13 protein-coding genes are annotated in these 18,453 nt (G+C 71.6%); 1 reads left to right on the top strand and 12 read right to left on the bottom strand.

Annotated elements, in window-relative coordinates:
* Window positions 1-2 precede the first annotated feature (2 nt).
* The 8 genes from ACFYYJ_RS33095 to nrdR form a co-directional block, all read right to left on the bottom strand.
* On the bottom strand, window positions 3-1,754 hold the full coding sequence (locus tag ACFYYJ_RS33095) for a DUF4153 domain-containing protein (protein WP_389137836.1): 1,752 nt from the start codon (window positions 1,752-1,754) through the stop codon (window positions 3-5).
* Between the two features lie 205 nt (window positions 1,755-1,959).
* Window positions 1,960-2,877 (bottom strand): ADP-ribosylglycohydrolase family protein, encoded by a 918-nt coding sequence (locus ACFYYJ_RS33100; protein ID WP_389137838.1) that lies wholly within the window; start codon window positions 2,875-2,877, stop codon window positions 1,960-1,962.
* Window positions 2,878-2,888: 11 nt separating this feature from the next.
* Window positions 2,889-3,548: a histidine phosphatase family protein gene (locus ACFYYJ_RS33105; RefSeq protein ID WP_385125817.1), complete on the bottom strand. Its 660-nt coding sequence runs from the start codon at window positions 3,546-3,548 to the stop codon at window positions 2,889-2,891.
* A gap of 114 nt (window positions 3,549-3,662) precedes the next feature.
* The gene (locus tag ACFYYJ_RS33110; protein WP_385125819.1) at window positions 3,663-4,268 is read right to left on the bottom strand and encodes a YdbC family protein; all 606 of its coding nucleotides are present in this window, start codon (window positions 4,266-4,268) and stop codon (window positions 3,663-3,665) included.
* Between the two features lie 32 nt (window positions 4,269-4,300).
* Window positions 4,301-5,137, bottom strand: a complete 837-nt coding sequence (locus tag ACFYYJ_RS33115; protein WP_389137841.1) for an arylamine N-acetyltransferase — start codon at window positions 5,135-5,137, stop codon at window positions 4,301-4,303.
* A 98-nt stretch (window positions 5,138-5,235) separates the two neighbouring features.
* Window positions 5,236-5,925, bottom strand: coding sequence for a DUF6215 domain-containing protein (locus tag ACFYYJ_RS33120; protein WP_389137843.1), 690 nt, complete (start codon window positions 5,923-5,925; stop codon window positions 5,236-5,238).
* A gap of 183 nt (window positions 5,926-6,108) precedes the next feature.
* A complete protein-coding gene (locus ACFYYJ_RS33125) occupies window positions 6,109-9,000 on the bottom strand; it encodes a vitamin B12-dependent ribonucleotide reductase (RefSeq protein ID WP_385125825.1) in 2,892 nt (963 codons plus the stop codon).
* Window positions 9,001-9,138: 138 nt separating this feature from the next.
* Entirely contained in the window at window positions 9,139-9,651 is a 513-nt protein-coding gene (gene nrdR / locus ACFYYJ_RS33130; RefSeq protein WP_385125827.1) for a transcriptional regulator NrdR, read from the bottom strand.
* Between the two features lie 467 nt (window positions 9,652-10,118).
* On the opposite strand from nrdR, the gene lexA reads away from it, so the two are divergent.
* Window positions 10,119-10,913 (top strand): transcriptional repressor LexA, encoded by a 795-nt coding sequence (lexA, locus tag ACFYYJ_RS33135; protein ID WP_384579735.1) that lies wholly within the window; start codon window positions 10,119-10,121, stop codon window positions 10,911-10,913.
* 149 nt (window positions 10,914-11,062) lie between these two features.
* Here lexA and ACFYYJ_RS33140 read toward each other — a convergent pair whose 3' ends face one another.
* The 4 genes from ACFYYJ_RS33140 to ACFYYJ_RS33155 form a co-directional block, all read right to left on the bottom strand.
* Window positions 11,063-13,033 carry an ATP-dependent DNA helicase gene (locus ACFYYJ_RS33140; protein WP_385125828.1) on the bottom strand — a complete coding sequence of 657 codons (1,971 nt, stop codon included), beginning with the start codon at window positions 13,031-13,033 and terminating at the stop codon, window positions 11,063-11,065.
* Between the two features lie 52 nt (window positions 13,034-13,085).
* Window positions 13,086-14,942 carry an IucA/IucC family protein gene (locus ACFYYJ_RS33145; protein ID WP_385359702.1) on the bottom strand — a complete coding sequence of 619 codons (1,857 nt, stop codon included), beginning with the start codon at window positions 14,940-14,942 and terminating at the stop codon, window positions 13,086-13,088.
* 97 nt (window positions 14,943-15,039) lie between these two features.
* A complete protein-coding gene (locus tag ACFYYJ_RS33150; protein WP_389137847.1) occupies window positions 15,040-15,750 on the bottom strand; it encodes a GNAT family N-acetyltransferase in 711 nt (236 codons plus the stop codon).
* A gap of 32 nt (window positions 15,751-15,782) precedes the next feature.
* Window positions 15,783-17,810 (bottom strand): IucA/IucC family protein, encoded by a 2,028-nt coding sequence (locus tag ACFYYJ_RS33155; protein ID WP_389137895.1) that lies wholly within the window; start codon window positions 17,808-17,810, stop codon window positions 15,783-15,785.
* Between the last annotated feature and the right edge of the window lie 643 nt (window positions 17,811-18,453).

An 18,453-nucleotide genomic window follows, 5' to 3' on the forward strand; every position in this document is an offset into this window, starting at 1 on the left:
TGCTAGTACTCGATGCGGCTGCCGAAGGCGCCGAGGCGCGAGCACTCCTCGTACGAAGCGGTCACCGGCCGCTCCCGCAGGATCTTCCGGGCGCGGTACTCGCCCAGGCTCATCGCGTACCAGGGGACGTCCCCGGCCTTCGACATCTCGTCGTTGATCCCCCGCAGGGCGCAGGACCGCTGGGGTTCGGGGAGCCCGTCGAGGGCCGGCACGGCGTCCGCCGACAGGGACTGGAAGTAGGCGAGGTCGATCTTGCCGTCGGTCTTGTAGCGGGCCACGTTGTTCTCGGCGACCATTCCGTCCGGGGACAGCAGGCCGAAGGCGAGGACGGCCGCGGCGGCACTGCCCGCGACCGCACGGGGCAGCTGGCGGGCGCCGAACACCCCCGCCGCCATGATCAGTACGATGACCAGCCCGAGCCACAGCTCCATCGCGGCCACCGACAGGCGCAGCCTGGTCAGTCCGTACGCGTCCACGTAGAGGTCCATCCGGCGTAGCGCGGAGGCCACGACCACCAGCGTCATCGCGCACAGCACCCCGAGGACGACGCGGACGAAGCGGCGGTCGGCCGCCCCGGCGCGCGGGGCCCAGCGCAGGGCGAGCGCGATCACGACGAGGGTGAGCAGGGTGGCCCAGAGCAGCTGCCAGAAGCCCTGCCGGGCGTACTCCGAGTAGGTGAGCCCGGTGCTGCTCAGGACCTTGTCGTAGCCGCCGAACAGGACGGCCAGCTGAACGGCGTTGAAGCCCGCGAAGAGCAGGTTCAGCACGATGAGCGGGAGCGCCCATTCGACGCGGGAACGCGGCTTGCCCGGGGTGACCTCGATCCGGTCCCAGCGCAGCGGGGCCGCGGCGGTGCGGGCGGCGGCGAGCGCGAGGACGGCGCCGAGGGCGAAGAGGACGGTCCGGAAGGGACCCTCCCCGACGGAGACGTCCGGCATGAGGTCGCCCAGCAGGTCGGCGAAGGCGGCGTCCGCGGAGGCGAAGAGCGTGCCGAACAGCACCAGCAGCCCGGCGGCCACGGCGGTCGCCTTCAGAACGGGCAGCCAGCGGTCCTTGCTGATGCCCCCGCTGCGCGACCGCAGGCCCGCCCAGGCCCAAGCGGTGCCGGTCACGGCGGACTCGAAGAGGCCGAGCGGGCTGAGCAGCACCCCGGGCCAGGTCCGGCCGCCGTGCAGGGCGAGCGCGCCGAGCAGAACGGCGGCCAGGATCGCGAGCGTGGCCGGCCAGGCGGAGTCGCGCAGGGCCGGTACGACGAGGAGCGCGAGGCAGCCGACCGCCCAGAGCAGGGTCCACGGGCGGGGTCCCCGACCGGCCGCGCGGGCGGCGAAGTAGGCGGCCACGACGGCGGGCAGCACCGCGAGCGGCAGGCCGGGGCCGAGACCGTCGCCGAGCAGCAGGGCTGTGGCGAGGCCGGCCACGAGGGCGGCGACGAGCGTGGCGACCCGTACGGGAGCGGCTTCGGCGGGACGTATGCGTACGACCCATGTGGGCGGGGCGGAGGCCTTGGCGAGGGCGGCCGCGCGCGCCCGCTGCTGGTGGGCCTGCCAGGCCATCTGGGCGGCGATCTCGGGGGGCACTCCGGGCTGCGGGGCCGTCGGGGCCGCGGGGGACGCTCCGGGCTGCGGGACTGTCGGAGCGGCGGGGGACGCTCCGGGCTGCGGGCCGGGCGCCGCGAGCGGCGGTTCGACCGGATTCGCCGCCCCACCGGCGGACTCGGACGCGGTTTCATCCACGCCGTCGGTGTTCTCTGACATCAAGATCCCCTCCCAGCAGGCCGCCCCGGTATTTCGGTCCGGGGCGGCTGAGCGGACAGCGTAGGCCGAGGCAGGAGGGTTTTGAACAGGATCAAAAGGGCCTGTGGCAGGACCGTGACAAACGAAAGGGGCACCCCAACAGGGGTGCCCCCAGCCCGACTCGGGCAGGACCCGGGGTGTCCGGCGGATCAGGGCCGGACACCGGTCAGCTCGACGCCGCCTCCGGGAGCCAGGCCGGCAGAGCCTCCGTGCGCGCCAGCCACGCGGCCGGCAGCACCTCGTCACCGCGCGCGCCCAGCACACCACCGACGATCGCGCAGGTCGTGTCCACATCGCCGCCCACCTGCGCGGTGGTCCAGAACGCCCGCTCGTAGTCCTGCAGCGAACGCGCCGCCGACCACAGGGCGAAGGGCACGGTGTCGTGGGCGCTCGTGCGCCGCCCGCAGCCCAGGACCGCCGCGACCGTGGTCGCGTCGCCGTAGTCCAGCATGTCCCGCGCCCGGCGCAGCCCGGCGCCCACCGCACTGCGCGGCACCAGGGCGATCACGCCGTCCAGCAGGTCGGAGGCCTTCGGCGGGCCGGTCGGATCCGCCGCGAGCGCGGCCGCGGCGGCGACGGCCATGGCCCCGCACACCGCTTCGCGGTGCTGGTGGGTGGTGTAGGCCGAGATCTCCGCCTGGTGCGTGGCCTGCTCGGGGTCGTCGGCGTACCAGGCGCCGAGCGGAGCGATCCGCATGGCGGCGCCGTTGCCCCAGGAGCCCTGCCCGTTGAACAGTTCGGCGGCCAGCGTGCGCCAGTCCTCGCCCTCCCGGACCAGCCGCAGCATCCGGTTGACCGCGGGTCCGTAGCCCCGGTCGAAGTCGTGGTGGTGCGCGAAGGAGCTCGCGAGCGCGTCCTGGTCGATGCGGCCGTGCTCGGCCAGCACGGCCACGACCGAGCAGGCCATCTCGGTGTCGTCGGTCCACTGCCACGTCTCGGTACCGGCGGGCAGTTCGCGCCGCTTGAGCAGCGGGTAGTTCACGGGGACGAAGTACTGGGAGCCCAGGGCGTCCCCCAGGGCCAGCCCTCTGAGGCTGGACATGGCGCGTGCGTAGCGCCGTTCGGGAGTGGAATCAGGCGTCATCGCGGGCCACTCTAGCCGTCGAGGTCATAAGGCTCGGGTGTGGTCCACCGCTCAAACGGGCGGTCCATCCGGTAGCGGCCGTCCGGACCGCGCATGAGGACCCGGTATTCGCCGTTCCCGGGATTGGACAGCGACTCGAACTCGGCCACCGACCAGTGGAACCACCGCATGCAGAAGAGTCGCATCGTCAGCCCGTGCGTCACCAGCAGCACGTTCTCGGGGTGGTCCGGGGCCTCGAAGCTGCGGTAGAGGCTCTCCAGGAAGGACCCGACCCGGTCGTACACGTCGGCGCCCGACTCCCCCTGCGCGAACCGGTAGAAGAAGTGCCCGTACGCGTCCCGGTACGCCTTCTGGAGCCGTACGTCCTCCCGCTCCTGCCAATTCCCCCAGTCCTGCTCGCGCAGCCTCGGCTCCTCGCGCACCCGGACGCGGGTCGGGTCCAGCCGCAGCTCCCGGAGGGTCTGCAGGGTTCGCCGGTAGGGGGAGACGTACGCGCTGATCGTCTCGTCGCCGAAGAGCTCGCGCAGCCGCTCACCGGCGGCCACGGCCTGTTCGCGCCCCTTCTTGGTGAGCCGCAGGGCGTGGTCGGGCTCGCGCTCGTACACCGAGTCGTCGGCGTTACCCTCCGATTCCCCGTGTCGGACAAGGACGATGCGACGTGGTCGAGACATCCCATGACCCTATTCGGCCACCGGCGGGCCGATCGACGGGCACGCCGGTCAGGGCCCGGCCCAGCCGGCGTTCGTCGTACATCCCTACCGCCGCGCTGCCACACGGTCACACGCTCACACCGTCCAGGACGGTTCGAGATCGACGACGTCGCCGGTGAGGGCCTCCACATCGGCCTGGATCTGGGCCCTCAGGGAGAGCCGCTCCACTCGCTCCTGCCGGTACTTGCCGTGCTCGGCCGCCGCGTGCCACATCGACAGCACCAGGAACTCCCGGCCGGGCGCCTCGCCGAAGAGGCCCCGGATCATCCCGGGCGAGCCCGCCATGGCCGGGTTCCACACCTTCTCCTGCATGAGGGCGAAGTGGTCGACCCGGCCCTCCCGGATCTTGGTGTGCGCGACGCGTACGACATCGGCGTCGGTGAACCGGGGCTCGAACCCCGTCTTCACGTCGAAGCGGTGGTCGAAGAGGGTGACGCGCAGGTCGGTGTAGGTGCCGTTCTGCGATGCGGCCAGTCGATCGTGGCTGCGGGCCATGAAGGAGTCGTAGAAGGCCCGGCTCTCCCAGAACGCGAAGACATGCGCGACCCCCTGCCGGCCCCGGCTCCAGCCGCCGCCCTGCCCCCGGAATCCCGGCTCGCCCGGCAGCCCCGCCCATTTTCGCTGCCCGCGCTCGAACCCCCGTCGGTCCGTCACCGTGCAGCGAATCCACTTGACCAGCACTGCGCCATCGTACGGGCCCGGCGCGTCCCGGGTCAGTCCCCGGCGCGGTGGATCCGCACCACTTCCGCCTCATCCCGCCCGGACAGCCGAAGGCCGAACTCCCTGTCGAGCACGGCGATCAGCTCGTCCGGGCCCACGTCCTCCCGCTCGACCCGCCCGTCCGGATGGAGCCTGGTGAGCTCGCGCCCGACCAGCGCGAGGCGGACCGCGTCGCCCGGGCGCTGCACGATGGCCCGGGAGACGAAGGCGGATCGGGGGTGCGTGGAGCTGTAGTGGTTCAGCACCACGTAGTCGACGGGGTGGTAGCGCTGCGGGGAGAACGCGTACAAGTCCCGCCACGCTCCCCCGCGCAGGACGCACAGCACGAGGACACCGGCCTCCTCCTCGCGGACGCGGTACGTCCACTCCCCCTGCCGCACCTCACCACCGGGCCGCCCCAGCGGGACGGGCTCGCGGGGCCCCTGGTAGCCGAACCCGGCGTCGCAGAGCCACGGTTCACCCTCGACCGTGACGACGAGGACGGCGTGCGTCACGGCCGTGAGGGAATCGCCGCGGGTGCGGTTTCGGGCACCGCGCCCGGAGACCTCGAAGCCGATCCGCTCCAGGGCAGCGGCCAGCAGCGAGTTCTGCTCGTAGCAGTACCCGCCGCGACGGGCGTGCACGAGCTTGCCCTCGATCGCCTTCACGTCCAGCTCGACGGGGCGGCCGAGCAGCACGTCCAGGTTCTCGAAGGTGACGGCGGCGGTGTGGGCGCGGTGCACTGCGTACAACGTCCCCAGATCCGGCCGGAGTTCCCGGGAGGCCGATTCCGTTCCCCATCCGATCCGTGCCAGGTAGGCGTCCAGATCCAGCTCGTCACCACTCCACATGGCTTCCGCTCCCCGTCCCACTCCGGCTCCCCGTCCCGCTCCCACTTCCGGTCCCGCTCCCGTGCCCGGCTCCGTGCCCGGCTCCGGCTCTGACTCGGTCATCCGGCGGCCCACCCCGGAGCCGCCGGCAGCACCTGCTCGGCGACGCTGAACAGCGCCGCGTCATCGGGCGTCCTGTCGTCCTGTCGCCACACGACGACCTCGAACCAACCACCCGCGTCCCCGGGGCCCTTGGCGACGAGCAGCCGCCGCGCGATCCCTCCCCGGCCCGCCGTGCTCTTCCCGCCGTCGAGCCTGAAGGTGAGGGCTATGGTCCGGTCCGAGTAGAGGGCCGCCGGGTGGCCCAGGACCGTCGTACGTTCGACGGACGCTCCCAGAAGACCCGCCATCTCGCCGACCTTGAGCTCGCCGGCAGACGCCGACAGCTTCACGGAGTGGGTCGTCAGCCCGACCTCCGCCTCGGGGGAAACTGTCTTCCTGCCGCCGGCATCGGTGAACTCGGCGCCCTTGCCCGAGGCGTTGCGCACCATGTCCTGCGGCGTTCCCAGGAGTGCCGGCAGGTCCGGCCGGTTGAGCGCCCGGCACAGCCGCGCCCCGGTGTCGTCCGCCTCCGACCGGCTCTCCGATCCGGACGGGCAGACCGCCGGTTTCGGGTCCGCGGCCTTCGTGTCGAAGGAATCCCTGGTCGCCCATGCCGTGGCGGCCAGCCCTCCGACCAGCACCACCGCCATGACGGCCTGCGCCGCCGCGTTCACGCCCGTCCCGGATCCGGCCCCGCTCTCGGCCACGTCCCCCGCCCTTCCCCCGCTGATCACACGTGCGGGCTGGAGGTTAACCGGTGATCGTTTGAGCGGGAAACGAGTATCCGGTCCCCTTGCCGGACACGGGCATGGCGAAGGGGACCGGCCATCGGCCGGTCCCCTTCGTCGTACTACCGGTCAGCGGGCCCAGGGCCTACCGACCTACCGGCATCAGCTGCAACCGCTGGTGGAGCCGCAGCCCTCGCAGATGTAGCAGGAACCGGCGCGCTGCATCTTCGTACCGCAGGAGAAGCAGAGCGGGGCGTCGGCGGAGACGCCGAGCTGCATCTCGACCAGTTCGGCGTTGCTGTGCGCCGTCTTCGGAGCCGGGACCGGGACGGTGACCACGGCCGGCTTCGGGGCCGACGGCACCGCGGTGAGCGGGGCCGACTGGGCCAGGGCCTCGGTGTCCAGCTCCTCCTCGAGGGGCTCGTAGGAGCCGGTCTCCAGGTGGCGCTGGCGCTCCTCGGCGGTGTGGATGCCGAGGGCCGAGCGGGTCTCGAAGGGCAGGAAGTCCAGCGCCAGGCGGCGGAAGATGTAGTCGACGATCGACTGCGCCATCCGCACGTCCGGGTCGTCCGTCATGCCGGCCGGCTCGAAGCGCATGTTCGTGAACTTCGAGACGTAGGTCTCCAGCGGCACGCCGTACTGGAGGCCGACGGAGACGGCGATCGAGAAGGCGTCCATCATGCCTGCGAGCGTCGAGCCCTGCTTGGACATCTTCAGGAAGACCTCGCCGAGACCGTCGTCCGGGTAGGAGTTGGCGGTCATGTAGCCCTCGGCTCCACCCACCGTGAAGGAGGTGGTGATGCCCGGGCGGCCCTTGGGGAGGCGCTTGCGGACGGGGCGGTACTCGATGACCTTCTCGACGGCGGCGCGGATGGTCTCCTCCGTCTTGGCGGTGACCTCCTCCTTCTCCTCTTCCTTCTTCTTGGCGGAGAGGGGCTGGCCGACCTTGCAGTTGTCGCGGTAGATGGCGAGCGCCTTGACGCCCATCTTCCACGCCTCGAAGTAGATCTCCTCGATCTCCTCGACGGTCGCCGTCTCCGGCATGTTGACCGTCTTCGAGATCGCGCCGGAGATCCAGGGCTGGATCGCGGCCATCATGCGGACGTGGCCCATCGCGGAGATGGAACGCTCGCCCATGGCGCAGTCGAAGACCTCGTAGTGCTCGGTCTTCAGGCCCGGGGCGTCGACGACCACGCCGTGCTCGGCGATGTGGGCGACGATCGCCTCGATCTGCTCCTCCTGGTAACCCAGGCGGCGCAGGGCCTGCGGGACGGTGCCGTTGACGATCTGCATCGAGCCGCCGCCGACGAGCTTCTTGAACTTGACCAGGGCCAGGTCCGGCTCGACACCGGTGGTGTCGCAGGACATCGCGAGACCGATGGTGCCGGTCGGCGCGAGGACGGAGGCCTGGGAGTTGCGGAAGCCGTTCTTCTCGCCGAGGCGCAGTACGTCCTGCCAGGCCTCGGTGGCCGCGGCCCAGATCGCGTTGTCGAGGTCCTCGGTGCGCGGCGCGGCGGTGTTGGCGTCCGCGTGCTGCTTCATGACGCGCTTGTGCGACTCGGCGTTGCGGGCGTAGCCGTCGTACGGGCCGACGATCGCGGCCAGCTCGGCGGAGCGCTTGTACGCGGTGCCGGTCATGAGGGAGGTGATCGACGCGGCGAGGGTACGGCCGCCGTTCGAGTCGTACGCGTGGCCGGTGGCCATCAGCAGGGCGCCGAGGTTGGCGTAGCCGATGCCCAGCTGGCGGAAGGCGCGGGTGTTCTCGCCGATCTTCTGCGTCGGGAAGTCCGCGAAGCAGATGGAGATGTCCATCGCGGTGATGACGAGCTCGACGACCTTGGCGAAGCGCTCGGCGTCGAAGGACTGGTTGCCCTTGCCGTCGTCGTTCAGGAACTTCATCAGGTTGAGCGAGGCGAGGTTGCAGGACGTGTTGTCCAGGTGCATGTACTCGCTGCAGGGGTTGGACGCGGTGATGCGGCCGGACTCGGGGCAGGTGTGCCAGTTGTTGATCACACCGTCGTACTGGATGCCCGGGTCGGCGCAGGCCCACGCGGCCTCGGCCAGCTTGCGGAAGAGCGCCTTGGCGTCGACCTTCTCGATGACCTCGCCGGTCATGCGGGCGCGCAGGCCGAACTCGGTGCCGTTCTCGACGGCCGTCATGAACTCGTCGTTCACGCGGACGGAGTTGTTGGCGTTCTGGTACTGGACGGACGTGATGTCGTCGCCGCCCAGGTCCATGTCGAAGCCCGCGTCGCGCAGGGCGCGGATCTTCTCCTCTTCCTTCACCTTGGTCTCGATGAAGGCCTCGACGTCCGGGTGGTCCACGTCCAGGACGACCATCTTGGCCGCGCGGCGGGTGGCGCCGCCCGACTTGATCGTTCCTGCGGACGCGTCGGCGCCGCGCATGAAGGAGACCGGACCCGAGGCGTTGCCGCCGGAGGACAGGAGCTCCTTGGAGGAGCGGATGCGGGAGAGGTTCAGGCCGGCGCCGGAGCCGCCCTTGAAGATCATTCCCTCTTCCTTGTACCAGTCGAGGATCGACTCCATGGAGTCGTCGACGGCCAGGATGAAGCAGGCCGAGACCTGCTGCGGCTGGGGAGTGCCGACGTTGAACCACACCGGGGAGTTGAAGCTGAAGATCTGGTGCAGGAGGGCGTAGGTCAGCTCGTGCTCGAAGATCTCCGCGTCGGCGGGCGACGAGAAGTAGTCGTAGTCCTCGCCGGCCTTGGTGTAGGTCTTCACGATCCGGTCGATCAGCTGCTTCAGACCGGTCTCGCGCTGCGGGGTGCCGACCGCACCGCGGAAGTACTTGCTGGTGACGATGTTGACCGCGTTCACCGACCAGAAGTCGGGGAACTCGACGCCGCGCTGCTCGAAGTTGACCGAGCCGTCGCGCCAGTTGGTCATGACGACGTCACGACGCTCCCAGCTCACCTCGTCGTAAGGGTGCACGCCGGGGGTGGTGTGGATGCGCTCGATACGCAGGCCGCCCTTGGCGGCCTTGGTCCCCTTGGCGCGGGAACCACGTGCCGAGCTGCTCGCCGTCTCTGTCATGCCGCCTCCCAATGCGGGCAAAACGCCCTAAAGTGCCAGCGCTATTCCGCGGCACGGTGCTGTGTATCTGTATCTACGTCTCATCGCTCGACTGACCGGCCACACCGCAGCTGGGGCGCTGCGGTGTGGGCCGTCCGGTCAGCCGGCGGCGGAGGCGGGCACGGGGACCGAACCGGTCCCCCCGGGCTCGCGCTCTTCGGGGTGAGGCCGCGGCTCGCGCAGTTCCGCGATGGCGGTCTCGAAGTCTTCAAGGGTGTCGAAAGCTTTGTAAACGGACGCGAACCGCAGGTACGCGACCAGGTCGAGCTCCTGCAACGGACCGAGGATGGCCAGACCCACGTCGTGGGTGGTCAGCTCGGCACTTCCGGTGGCGCGCACCGCCTCCTCGACCCGCTGGCCGAGCTTGGCGAGGGCGTCCTCGGTGACCGGCCGCCCCTGGCACGCCTTGCGCACGCCGGAGATGACCTTGGTACGGCTGAAGGGTTCGGTCACCCCGCTGCGCTTGATCACCATCAGCGAGGCCGTCTCCACCGTCGTGAAACGACGGGAGCAGTCGGGGCACTGACGGCGCCTGCGGATCGACGTGCCGTCGTCCGTGGTGCGGCTGTCGACGACGCGGCTGTCGGGGTGCCTGCAGAAGGGGCAGTGCATGGTTCCCTCACCCTCCCTCTTGGCACGACTGAATCACCCCACGGAGCCCCTGAACGACAGGGACAAGCTCTGTCGGGGGCTCGTGAAGCAGCCACAAGCATATGCGATGCCGGGACCCTCGGCAGACCGAGGACCACAACCTCTGGGTGGCAGCGCTCATCCAACCACTAGATCTTGGGTTGCGGCGGATTTAACCCACTCCGCGTGTCGCACCGTCCGATAGCCGGATGCGGGGCCCCGCGGTGCCACACTGGGCGCAGCCCCGAAGGCGGCGACCCGACCGGGAAGGGTACCGTAAGCAGCGGGCGCAGAGCCGAACCCACGTTCGGTCGACCGAGCGTCTATACACCTCTCGAAATGCCCACGCGCGACGATCTGCGATTTTTCACTCGAACGTGTGTTTGGCGCAACCTTTCGAAAGCTACTACCGTTGTCCAGCTAGGGAGAACATTTCGAGAGGGGCCGACGTGACCACGACCGCAGACAGTGCCACCATCACTGCCCAGAACCGCTCCCAGAGCCGACTCGAGCCGGTGCATGCCATGAACGACGCAAACCTGAATCCGGAGGCGGAGCCCGTCGTACGCCCCGCACGCTCGCTGCCAGGTCGACCTCCAGGCATCCGCGCCGACAGCTCCGGGCTCACGGACCGGCAGCGGCGGGTCATCGAGGTCATCCGCGACTCCGTGCAGCGTCGGGGTTACCCGCCGTCGATGCGGGAGATCGGCCAGGCCGTCGGCCTGTCGAGCACGTCGTCCGTCGCCCACCAGCTGATGGCCCTGGAGCGGAAGGGCTTCCTGCGGCGCGACCCGCACCGCCCCCGTGCCTACGAGGTGCGCGGCTCCGACCAGCCGAGCTCGCAGCCCACGGACACCACGGGCAAGCCGGCCGCGTCCTACGTTCCCCTGGTCGGCCGGATCGCGGCGGGCGGCCCGATCCTCGCCGAGGAGTCCGTCGAGGACGTGTTCCCGCTCCCCCGCCAGCTCGTGGGCGATGGTGAGCTGTTCGTCCTCAAGGTCGTCGGTGACTCGATGATCGAGGCCGCCATCTGCGACGGCGACTGGGTCACGGTGCGTCGCCAGCCCGTCGCGGAGAACGGCGACATCGTCGCCGCGATGCTGGACGGCGAGGCCACCGTCAAGCGTTTCAAGCGCGAGGACGGCCACGTGTGGCTCCTCCCGCACAATGCCGCCTACCAGCCGATTCCCGGCGACGAGGCGACCATCCTCGGCAAGGTCGTCGCGGTACTGCGTCGGGTCTGACGCCCGCCGCCCCCATTCAGCCCCCGGGACCCACTGCGCCGGTCCCGGGGGTTGTCCTTTCTTGCGGCTAAACCGCCGCCGCTCTCGCGGAGGTGGTTGATCGCCGTTGGGGTCGCTCAATTGACGGTTGCCGCTCGTGCTCCCAGGAACTACTTCCCGTCGGCATTTGCGGCTGCGTCGATGGCGGCCAGCGAGCGGCGGGCCTGGTTGCGGTCCGTGGTGTACCAGAAGTCCGGCAGCGTGGCCCGCAGGAAGGTCCCGTAGCGGGCCGTGGCCAGCCGCGGGTCCAGTACGGCGACGACACCCCGGTCGCCCGAGGCGCGTACGAGGCGACCCGCGCCCTGGGCCATCAGCAGGGCGGCGTGCGTGGCGGCGACGGCCATGAAGCCGTTGCCGCCGTGCTCCTCCACCGACTTCTGGCGGGCGCTCATCAGCGGGTCGTCGGGGCGCGGGAAGGGGATCCGGTCCATCACCACCAGCTGGCAGCTGGGACCGGGCACGTCCACGCCCTGCCAGAGCGACAGCGTCCCGAACAGGCAGGTCTTCGGATCGGCGGCGAAGGTCTTGATCAGCTCGCCGAGCGTCTCCTCGCCCTGGAGCAGGATCGGGTTGTCGAGCCGGCCGCGCAGCTCCTCGGCGGCCGCCTTGGCGCCGCGCATGGAGGAGAAGAGCCCGAGCGTGCGGCCGCCGGCCGCCTCGATCAGCTCGGCGAGTTCGTCCATCATGTCGCCGCGGGTGCCCTCGCGGCCCGGCGTGGCCAGGTGTTTGGCGACGTAGAGGATGCCCTGCTTCGGGTAGTCGAAGGGCGAGCCGACGTCCAGGCCCTTCCAGGCCGGTACGTCGTCCCCTTCGACCCCCTCGGCGGAGAGCCCCAGCGAGGCCGCGACGCCGTTGAAGTCGCCGCCGAGCTTGAGGGTGGCCGAGGTCAGGACCACCGAGCGGTCCTCGAACAGCTTCTCCCGGAGCAGGCCAGACACGGACAGCGGGGCGACCCGGACGGTCGCGCCGAAGCGGTCGTGGCGCTCGTACCAGACGACGTCGTACTCGGAGCCGTTGGTGATCCGCTCCGCCACCGTGTGGATGCCTTCCACGCCGGCCAGGGCCTGCTTGCGGACCGCGTCCTCGTCGTGGACGGACTTGTCGCGGGTCGCACCGATCGCGGAGATCACGTTGCGCGAGGCGTCCCGCAGCGCCATCAGCGCGTAGCCGAGGTCCTCGGGGAGCACTTCGAGGCGGCCCGGGAGCGCCAGCTCCATGACCCGTTCGAAGGTCTCCGCGGCGGTCTGCAGGGAGTCCGCGATCTTCTCGTCGACCAGCTTGGCCGCGCGCTTCACGGCGCGGTTGACCTGCCCCGGGGTGAGCTCGCCGGTGGCGACCCCGGTCACGCGGGAGACCAGCTCGTGCGCCTCGTCCACGATCAGCACCTCGTGCTGGGGCAGCACGGGGGCGCCCTCGATCGCGTCGATGGCGAGCAGGGCGTGGTTGGTGACGACCACGTCCGCGAGCTTGGCGCGCTCGCGGGCGGCCTCGGCGAAGCACTCGGCCCCGTACGCGCACTTCGTCGCACCCAGGCACTCGCGGGAGGAGACGGAGATCTGCCCCCAGGCCTTGTCGGAGACGCCCGGGGTCAGATCGTCGCGGTCGCCGGTCTCCGTCTCGTCGGCCCAGTCCCGCAGGCGCAGCAGGTCCTTGCCGAGCTTGCTCGTGGGGGTGGCCGCCTCGAACTGGTCGAAGAGGCCCTCCTCCTCGTCCTGCGGCGCACCCTCGTGCAGACGGTGCAGGCACAGGTAGTTGGACCGGCCCTTGAGCATGGCGAACTGCGGGCGGCGGCGCAGCTGCGGGTGCAGCGCCTCCACCGTCCGCGGCAGGTCGCGCTCGACGAGCTGCCGCTGCAGGGCGAGGGTCGCCGTGGCGACGACCACGCGCTCCCCGTGGGCGAGGGCCGGCACCAGGTACCCGAGGGACTTTCCGGTGCCGGTGCCGGCCTGGATGAGCCGGTGGGAGTTGTCGTCGATCGCTTCGGCGACGGCTTCGGCCATGGCCACCTGGCCGGGACGCTCCGTGCCGCCGACGGCGGAGACGGCGGCGTGCAGCAGGTCGGGGAGGGAGGGCTTCGTCATAGCACTGCCAACCCTACGGGGCCGCACCGACAGTGAGCGCACCGGCGAGGAATCAAGGCCTGTACAAGGGGTTGGGCACGGTGCCGTGCTGGACTGCGTGCGGGCGGTCGGGGCGGTCGCGGTAGCCGTCCTCGTAGAGCCGGTTCCGGTTCAGGCAGAGCCGACCGATGCGCTCCCCCAGCAGGTCGAAGAGCTCGTAGCGGTCCTTCAGCTCGGGGAAGCGGGCCTGGTGGCGCACGATCTCCGCCCGTACGAGGGACCAGAACTCGCTCTCCGGCACGTCCAGGCGGTCCTCGCACAGGGCGGAGAGGTAGCGGAAGACGCCCACGAAGAGTCCGGAGTGGATGAACTGCGGCAGGAAGTCCGCGGGCTCGGTGAGCAGGACGGCCCGGACCTCGTCGGGCAGCGCGGCCAGCTCGGGGAGCGGCTCGTCGCTGATGTTGATGTCGTCCACGAAGTCCTTGACCGCCAGCCGGACCGGTACGTCGTGCTCGTCGAAGATCACGACGGCGTTCTCCCCGTGCGGGGAGAAGACGGTTCCGTAGCGGTAGAGGAAGTGGAGCAGCGGGGGCAGCACGGCGGCGAAGAGGCGCTGGAGCCAGACCACCGGGGCCAGACCGGACCGGGCGACGAGTTCGGCGGTGAAGGAGCGGCCGCGCGGGTCGGTGTGGAGGAGGGAGGCGAGCGTACGGGCACGCTCGCCGGGGGCGAGGCGGCCGGTCAGTGGCTCGCGCCAGATCGCGCCGAGGAGCTCCTTGTACTGGTACGGGACCTCGGGGAGCTCGTCGTACACGGGATGGCGGACGGTGACGGAGGCGACTTCGCCGAGCAGGATCACCCCGCATTCGTCGCGGAGGAAGGGGTCGCCGTCGCGGATCGAGTGGATCCAGGCGGTGACGGCGGGGGCGGCGAGGGCCAGGTCGGAGGGCAGGCCGCGCCAGACCATGGTGTTGAAGACGGAGAGCGGCAGCTTGACGCTGTGCCGGTCGGGGCGGGTGAGGTTCAGGAAGGTGCGGATCGACTGCTGGGGCAGGCGCACGTCGGGGTCCGCGGGCAGCGGGACCAGGGTGCCGGCGGCGAGGGCCGGGGCGAAGAGCGGGAGGACCACCTCGTCCCACTGCCAGGGATGGACCGGGAAGTACAGGTAACCGAGCGGGTCCAGGCCTCGGTCGCGCAGGCTCTGGTCGAAGGCGGTGCGGGTGACGGGATCGAGCTCCTCGGAGTAGAGGCGGGCGGGGTCCTCCAGACCGGCGGTGCCGCGGTAGGCGGCGATCGAGGGGTGGGCGGCGAGCCAGGGCAGGCGCTGGCGGGCGCGGGCCTCGGGGGCCCAGGCCGCGGTGTCGGAGGCGGAGAGTCCGATGCGGCCCTTGTTGAGGACGAGCCAGGGGTGACCCGTCTGGTGGCCTTCGAGGGCGGCGTAGTCCAGGTCCGCGAGGACGTCGGCGGTGAGCGCGGTGTGGTCGATCCGGGCGTCGGCGGCGAGGGTGGCGCTGAGCTCGCGGACGAGGTGGCCGAGGGTGGCCCCGTCGAGGCCGAGGAGGGTGCGGGCGCGGATCAGGAAGGCGTACGGGTCCCCGAAGGCGATGGGCGGCTGGGCGGAGGGCGGAGCCGGGGTGAGGGTGATGCTGTCCGGGCTGACGTGCCAGCTGCCGTAGACGCGACGGCGGGCGCGGAAGCCGAGGCTGCTGCCGTCGTCGAGCGTGAGGGTCCAGGCGTCACCTGCCCTGGCAGAGGCCCGGACCGGGCTGATGATCTCCTCGTACGCGAACTCGGAAAGCATCTTGGCGAGCAGCCGGCGGGCCGCGAAGTCCCAGGTCGCGCTGGTGAATTCGGGGGGCGTACAGGGGTGCTGGGGCGAGGGCGGCACGGACGGTTCCGTGGCTTCGTGGGGGGTCGGGAAATTCTGCACGGGTCTCCTCGGGGCTCGGGAACTTTGCCGCGTGGTGCGGAGTTTTCGAAGGGAGAGGTGCGAAGCGGCGGGGCGGTCGGGGCCTGCGGGGCGGCAATCAGAGGAGATTGCGCAGCGCCCGCTCCCGGATCATCAGGGCGGCGCGCTTCTCGGGAAGGTCGATTTCCGCGAAACAGCGGAAACCCGAGCCCAGGAAGGCTGATACGGAGGGGGTGTTTCGGATGTCCGGTTCGGCGATGACGCGTGTGCAGCGAGGTCGGTTGTCGAGCACCAGGTCGGCGACGGCGCGCAGCAGTGTGGTGCCCAGTCCCCGGCCGCGGTTCGTTCCGTCTCCGATCAGCAGGTGGATACCCGTGTCGTCGGGGCGCGCCGGGTAGTACCGGGACAGCGGGTCGAGATCGGCCCGGTAGATCTCCCAGTAGCTCATCGGGGTGCCGTCGAGCAGGCCTAGGCAGGGGATGCTGCGGCCGTCGCCGTCGAACTGGGCCCGCAGATGGGCTTCGGTGACGGCTTCGGGGCCGGCGAGCTCCCAGTAGGCGTCGACTTCCGGATCGTTCATCCAGCCGGAGAGCAGGCGCAGGTCCCGGTCGGGGCGTACGGGTTCGAGGCGGAAGACGCCGTTGGGTGTGTCCGTGCTGCCCCAGAGGGCCGGGGAATCAAGCAGGTCCGCCTCGGCGAGCAGGGGCAACCGGTGTACGGGAAGTCGTAGTTCGAGCGTGCCGTCAATGGTGCCGTCGAAGGTGCGCAGGCTGCCGAACGCACGGGTCGCGGAGCCGGTGGGGTCGACAGTGGTTTCTGTGGAGGGCATCGGGGGCTCTTCTCCGTGTCGGCGCTGACGTGTCAATCGTGAAGGGGGTTGGCGATGGTGACGTAGACGGACTGGGTGTCGACGGGACCGACCAGCTCGTCGAGGCCGCCCAGGCGGGTGAGCAGATTCGCCTTGCAGCGCAGGGTGGGTGAGTCGAGGAGCCGCGTGGGGAGCGGTCCGAGGTGGGCTGCCTTGCCGAGGAACCGGCGGAAGGCGGCGAGCAGTACGCGCTCGTCGGCGAGGCGCTGGGAGCCGAAGGCGCCGATGAGGCCGAGCACGTTGTTGATGCCGAGGTAGTAGGCGAAGCGTTCGTCGGTGACGGCGTCGGAGACGAATGTGTCGCTGACGCTGCCGATGCCCGGGAGACGGTGCTCCAGCTCCGCTCGGCGGGATGCGCGGAAGTAGTAGCCCTGGTTGTCGCGGAAGCGGCCGCCGACCGGCCAGCCGGCCGGGTCGAGGAGGACCAGCGTGTTCTGCTGGTGGGCTTCGAGGGCGATGCCGGCGAGCGCGTCGAAGGCGAGCACGGGCAGGACCACGTGGTCGAGGTAGCGCAGGAACCACTCGGCGGCGACGGCGGAGGTGGGGCGGCCGGTGCTCACGGCGAGGTGGGAGATGGTTTCGGCGAGCCGGGAGGTCATGCCGGTCCGGCCGGGCCATGGCCGGGGAGAGGTCAGAGCGGCGACGCAGACGGCGTCGTCGGAGGAGCGGAAGGGGTTGTGGCGCAGCAGGGCGTCGAGTCCGGGGACGGGTGTGCCGTCCGGGGCGTCGACGGCGACCCAGGCGGGGTCGCGGACGATGTCGAAGCCGGGGTGGCCCGTCTGCCACTGCTCGGCGAGGCCGGTGCGGAGCAGTCGGTGGACCTCGACGCCGCGGTGGAGTTCCTTGCGGAGGTTCTCCCGGCGGGAGTTGGTGATGCGCAGGCCCAGGGAGAGCTTGAGCATCGCGGGGGTGCCGGGGCGGTGGACGGTTCGGACGGAGGAGGTGGGGTACCAGGGGGCGCCGTGGGGGCCGAGGTCGTGCAGGAGGCCCGCTTCGCGGAGGGCGGCGACGGCGGGGCGTTGGAGCAGGTCGCGGGCCTGCCAGGGGTGCAGGGGAAGGGGGGTGGAGCCATCGGGCACCACAAGGCCGGGGGCGAGCCGGCCGAGGAGCCGGGCGGCGGAGACGGGGCGGCCCCGTTCCGTCCAGGCCGATTGGGTGGCGAGAGCCGCGGGTTCGACGGCGAACCAGTGCAGGGGGAAGGAACCGTGCAGTTCGGGTGAGTAGCGGCGGACTTCGGTCTCCGAGAGTCCTTCGCGGCTCTTCGGGTCCGGTTGGAGGGGGTGGCCCAGGAGGAGGGACTGTTCGGAGGTGAGGAAGCGGTCCGCGCTGATGGGGGCCGGGGCGGTGGGGCGTTCGCGTCGGGCGGCGATGAACTCGGCGGTGCGGCGGACCGAGTCGGCCACCCGGGCCACGAGGTCGGCGGAGCCGTGGTCGTGGTGATGGTCGTGGTCGTCGCCGGTGGAGGTGCGCGTACGAGTGCCTTCGCGGGCGAGGAGACCGGCGAGGGTGACGGCGTCCAGGGCGGGGGCCGTGGCGGGTGCGGCTGCCAGTCGCGCCGGGCCGAAGCGGTGCCAGCCTGCCGGGGACCAGTGGAGGACGGGGACGTGTACGGCGGCTCCGGAAGCGGGGAGGGGGATGCGCAGCGGAGTCCCGGCGGGGCCGTCGGGTCGGCGGAGTCCGGCTTCGCGGACCCAGCAGCGGAGCAGGTTCTCGACGGCCGCGGCCTGGGCGGCGACCGTCGGGTCGGGGTGGTCCAGGGGCTCGGGCGGCCCGGCCTGCTCCGGCCGGGCCAGCTCTCTGCGGGTGACGCCGGGCGGGGCCGTGCCGTCCTTCTGCCGGGGCACGGTGGCCGGCGCCGGGCCCTCCGGAGCGGGTGTCCGTCGGCCCGGTTCGGCCGTGGCGGCGTACGCCCCGTCGTCCCCGGCCCCCGTCGTGGCGTCGGGGTGCGCGGCCCTGCGCTCGGGGGACGCGTTCCGCGGTCCGGCAGGCTCGGTCCAGGGATCCGCAGGTCCTGGGGGCACGGGCCTCGGGTGCGCGGGGGTGATGTGCGGGGCCCGGGGCCGGCCGGGGTCGGCGGGTGTGGCCTGCGGGTCGTCGAGCCCGAGGGAGGTCCCCCAGGGCCGGGCGGGCTCCGGGGGCACCGGCTGAGGCCGGGCGGGCTCGGCGGCCGCGGCCCAGGGCTGCGCCGGTCCCGGGGGCACGGGCCGCGGGTGGGTCGGGGGTGAGGGCGGCACATGGGCGGGCTCGGCGTGGGCGGCCCACGGGTTCGCGGGGGCGGGTGGCACCGGCTCTGCGGGGGCGGGCTCTACGTGGGCGGGCTCTGCGCGGGTGGGCTGCGCGGGTGCGGGTCGGGGCTCGGCGGGTGCGGGCCGGGGGTGGGTGGGAGGTGTGGGCCTTGTGGGGGTGGGTTCGGCGGGGGCGGTCCAGAGGTGGGCCTGTTCGGAGGGCGGTGTGTCGGGGGTCTGGGGTGCGGCCCAGGGCTGGGTGGGGGTGGGGCGGGACGGTCGTGTGCGGTTGTCCGAGGAGGCGGGGGCCGTGGGGGCGGGCGGGGATCCTGCCGTGTTGGGGGTGGGGGGCTGGGGCGGCGGCTGCTCGGTGGGGGCGGGCGGTTGCTGCTGGGCACCGGGGGCCGGGGCCGGGCTCAGGCGGTGCTCCTCGCCGCCG

This window comes from Streptomyces sp. NPDC002467 (genome assembly GCF_042889825.1).
Lineage (GTDB): Bacteria > Actinomycetota > Actinomycetes > Streptomycetales > Streptomycetaceae > Streptomyces.

What these genes read in the sequence shown, in the direction of transcription:
- ACFYYJ_RS33095 (WP_389137836.1), bottom strand. Translation starts at nt 1,754, where the DNA reads ATGTCAGAGAACACCGACGGCGTGGATGAAACCGCGTCCGAGTCCGCC.
- ACFYYJ_RS33100 (WP_389137838.1), bottom strand. Translation starts at nt 2,877, where the DNA reads ATGACGCCTGATTCCACTCCCGAACGGCGCTACGCACGCGCCATGTCC.
- ACFYYJ_RS33105 (WP_385125817.1), bottom strand. Translation starts at nt 3,548, where the DNA reads ATGTCTCGACCACGTCGCATCGTCCTTGTCCGACACGGGGAATCGGAG.
- ACFYYJ_RS33115 (WP_389137841.1), bottom strand. Translation starts at nt 5,137, where the DNA reads ATGTGGAGTGGTGACGAGCTGGATCTGGACGCCTACCTGGCACGGATC.
- ACFYYJ_RS33125 (WP_385125825.1), bottom strand. Translation starts at nt 9,000, where the DNA reads ATGACAGAGACGGCGAGCAGCTCGGCACGTGGTTCCCGCGCCAAGGGG.
- nrdR (WP_385125827.1), bottom strand. Translation starts at nt 9,651, where the DNA reads ATGCACTGCCCCTTCTGCAGGCACCCCGACAGCCGCGTCGTCGACAGC.
- ACFYYJ_RS33140 (WP_385125828.1), bottom strand. Translation starts at nt 13,033, where the DNA reads ATGACGAAGCCCTCCCTCCCCGACCTGCTGCACGCCGCCGTCTCCGCC.
- ACFYYJ_RS33150 (WP_389137847.1), bottom strand. Translation starts at nt 15,750, where the DNA reads ATGCCCTCCACAGAAACCACTGTCGACCCCACCGGCTCCGCGACCCGT.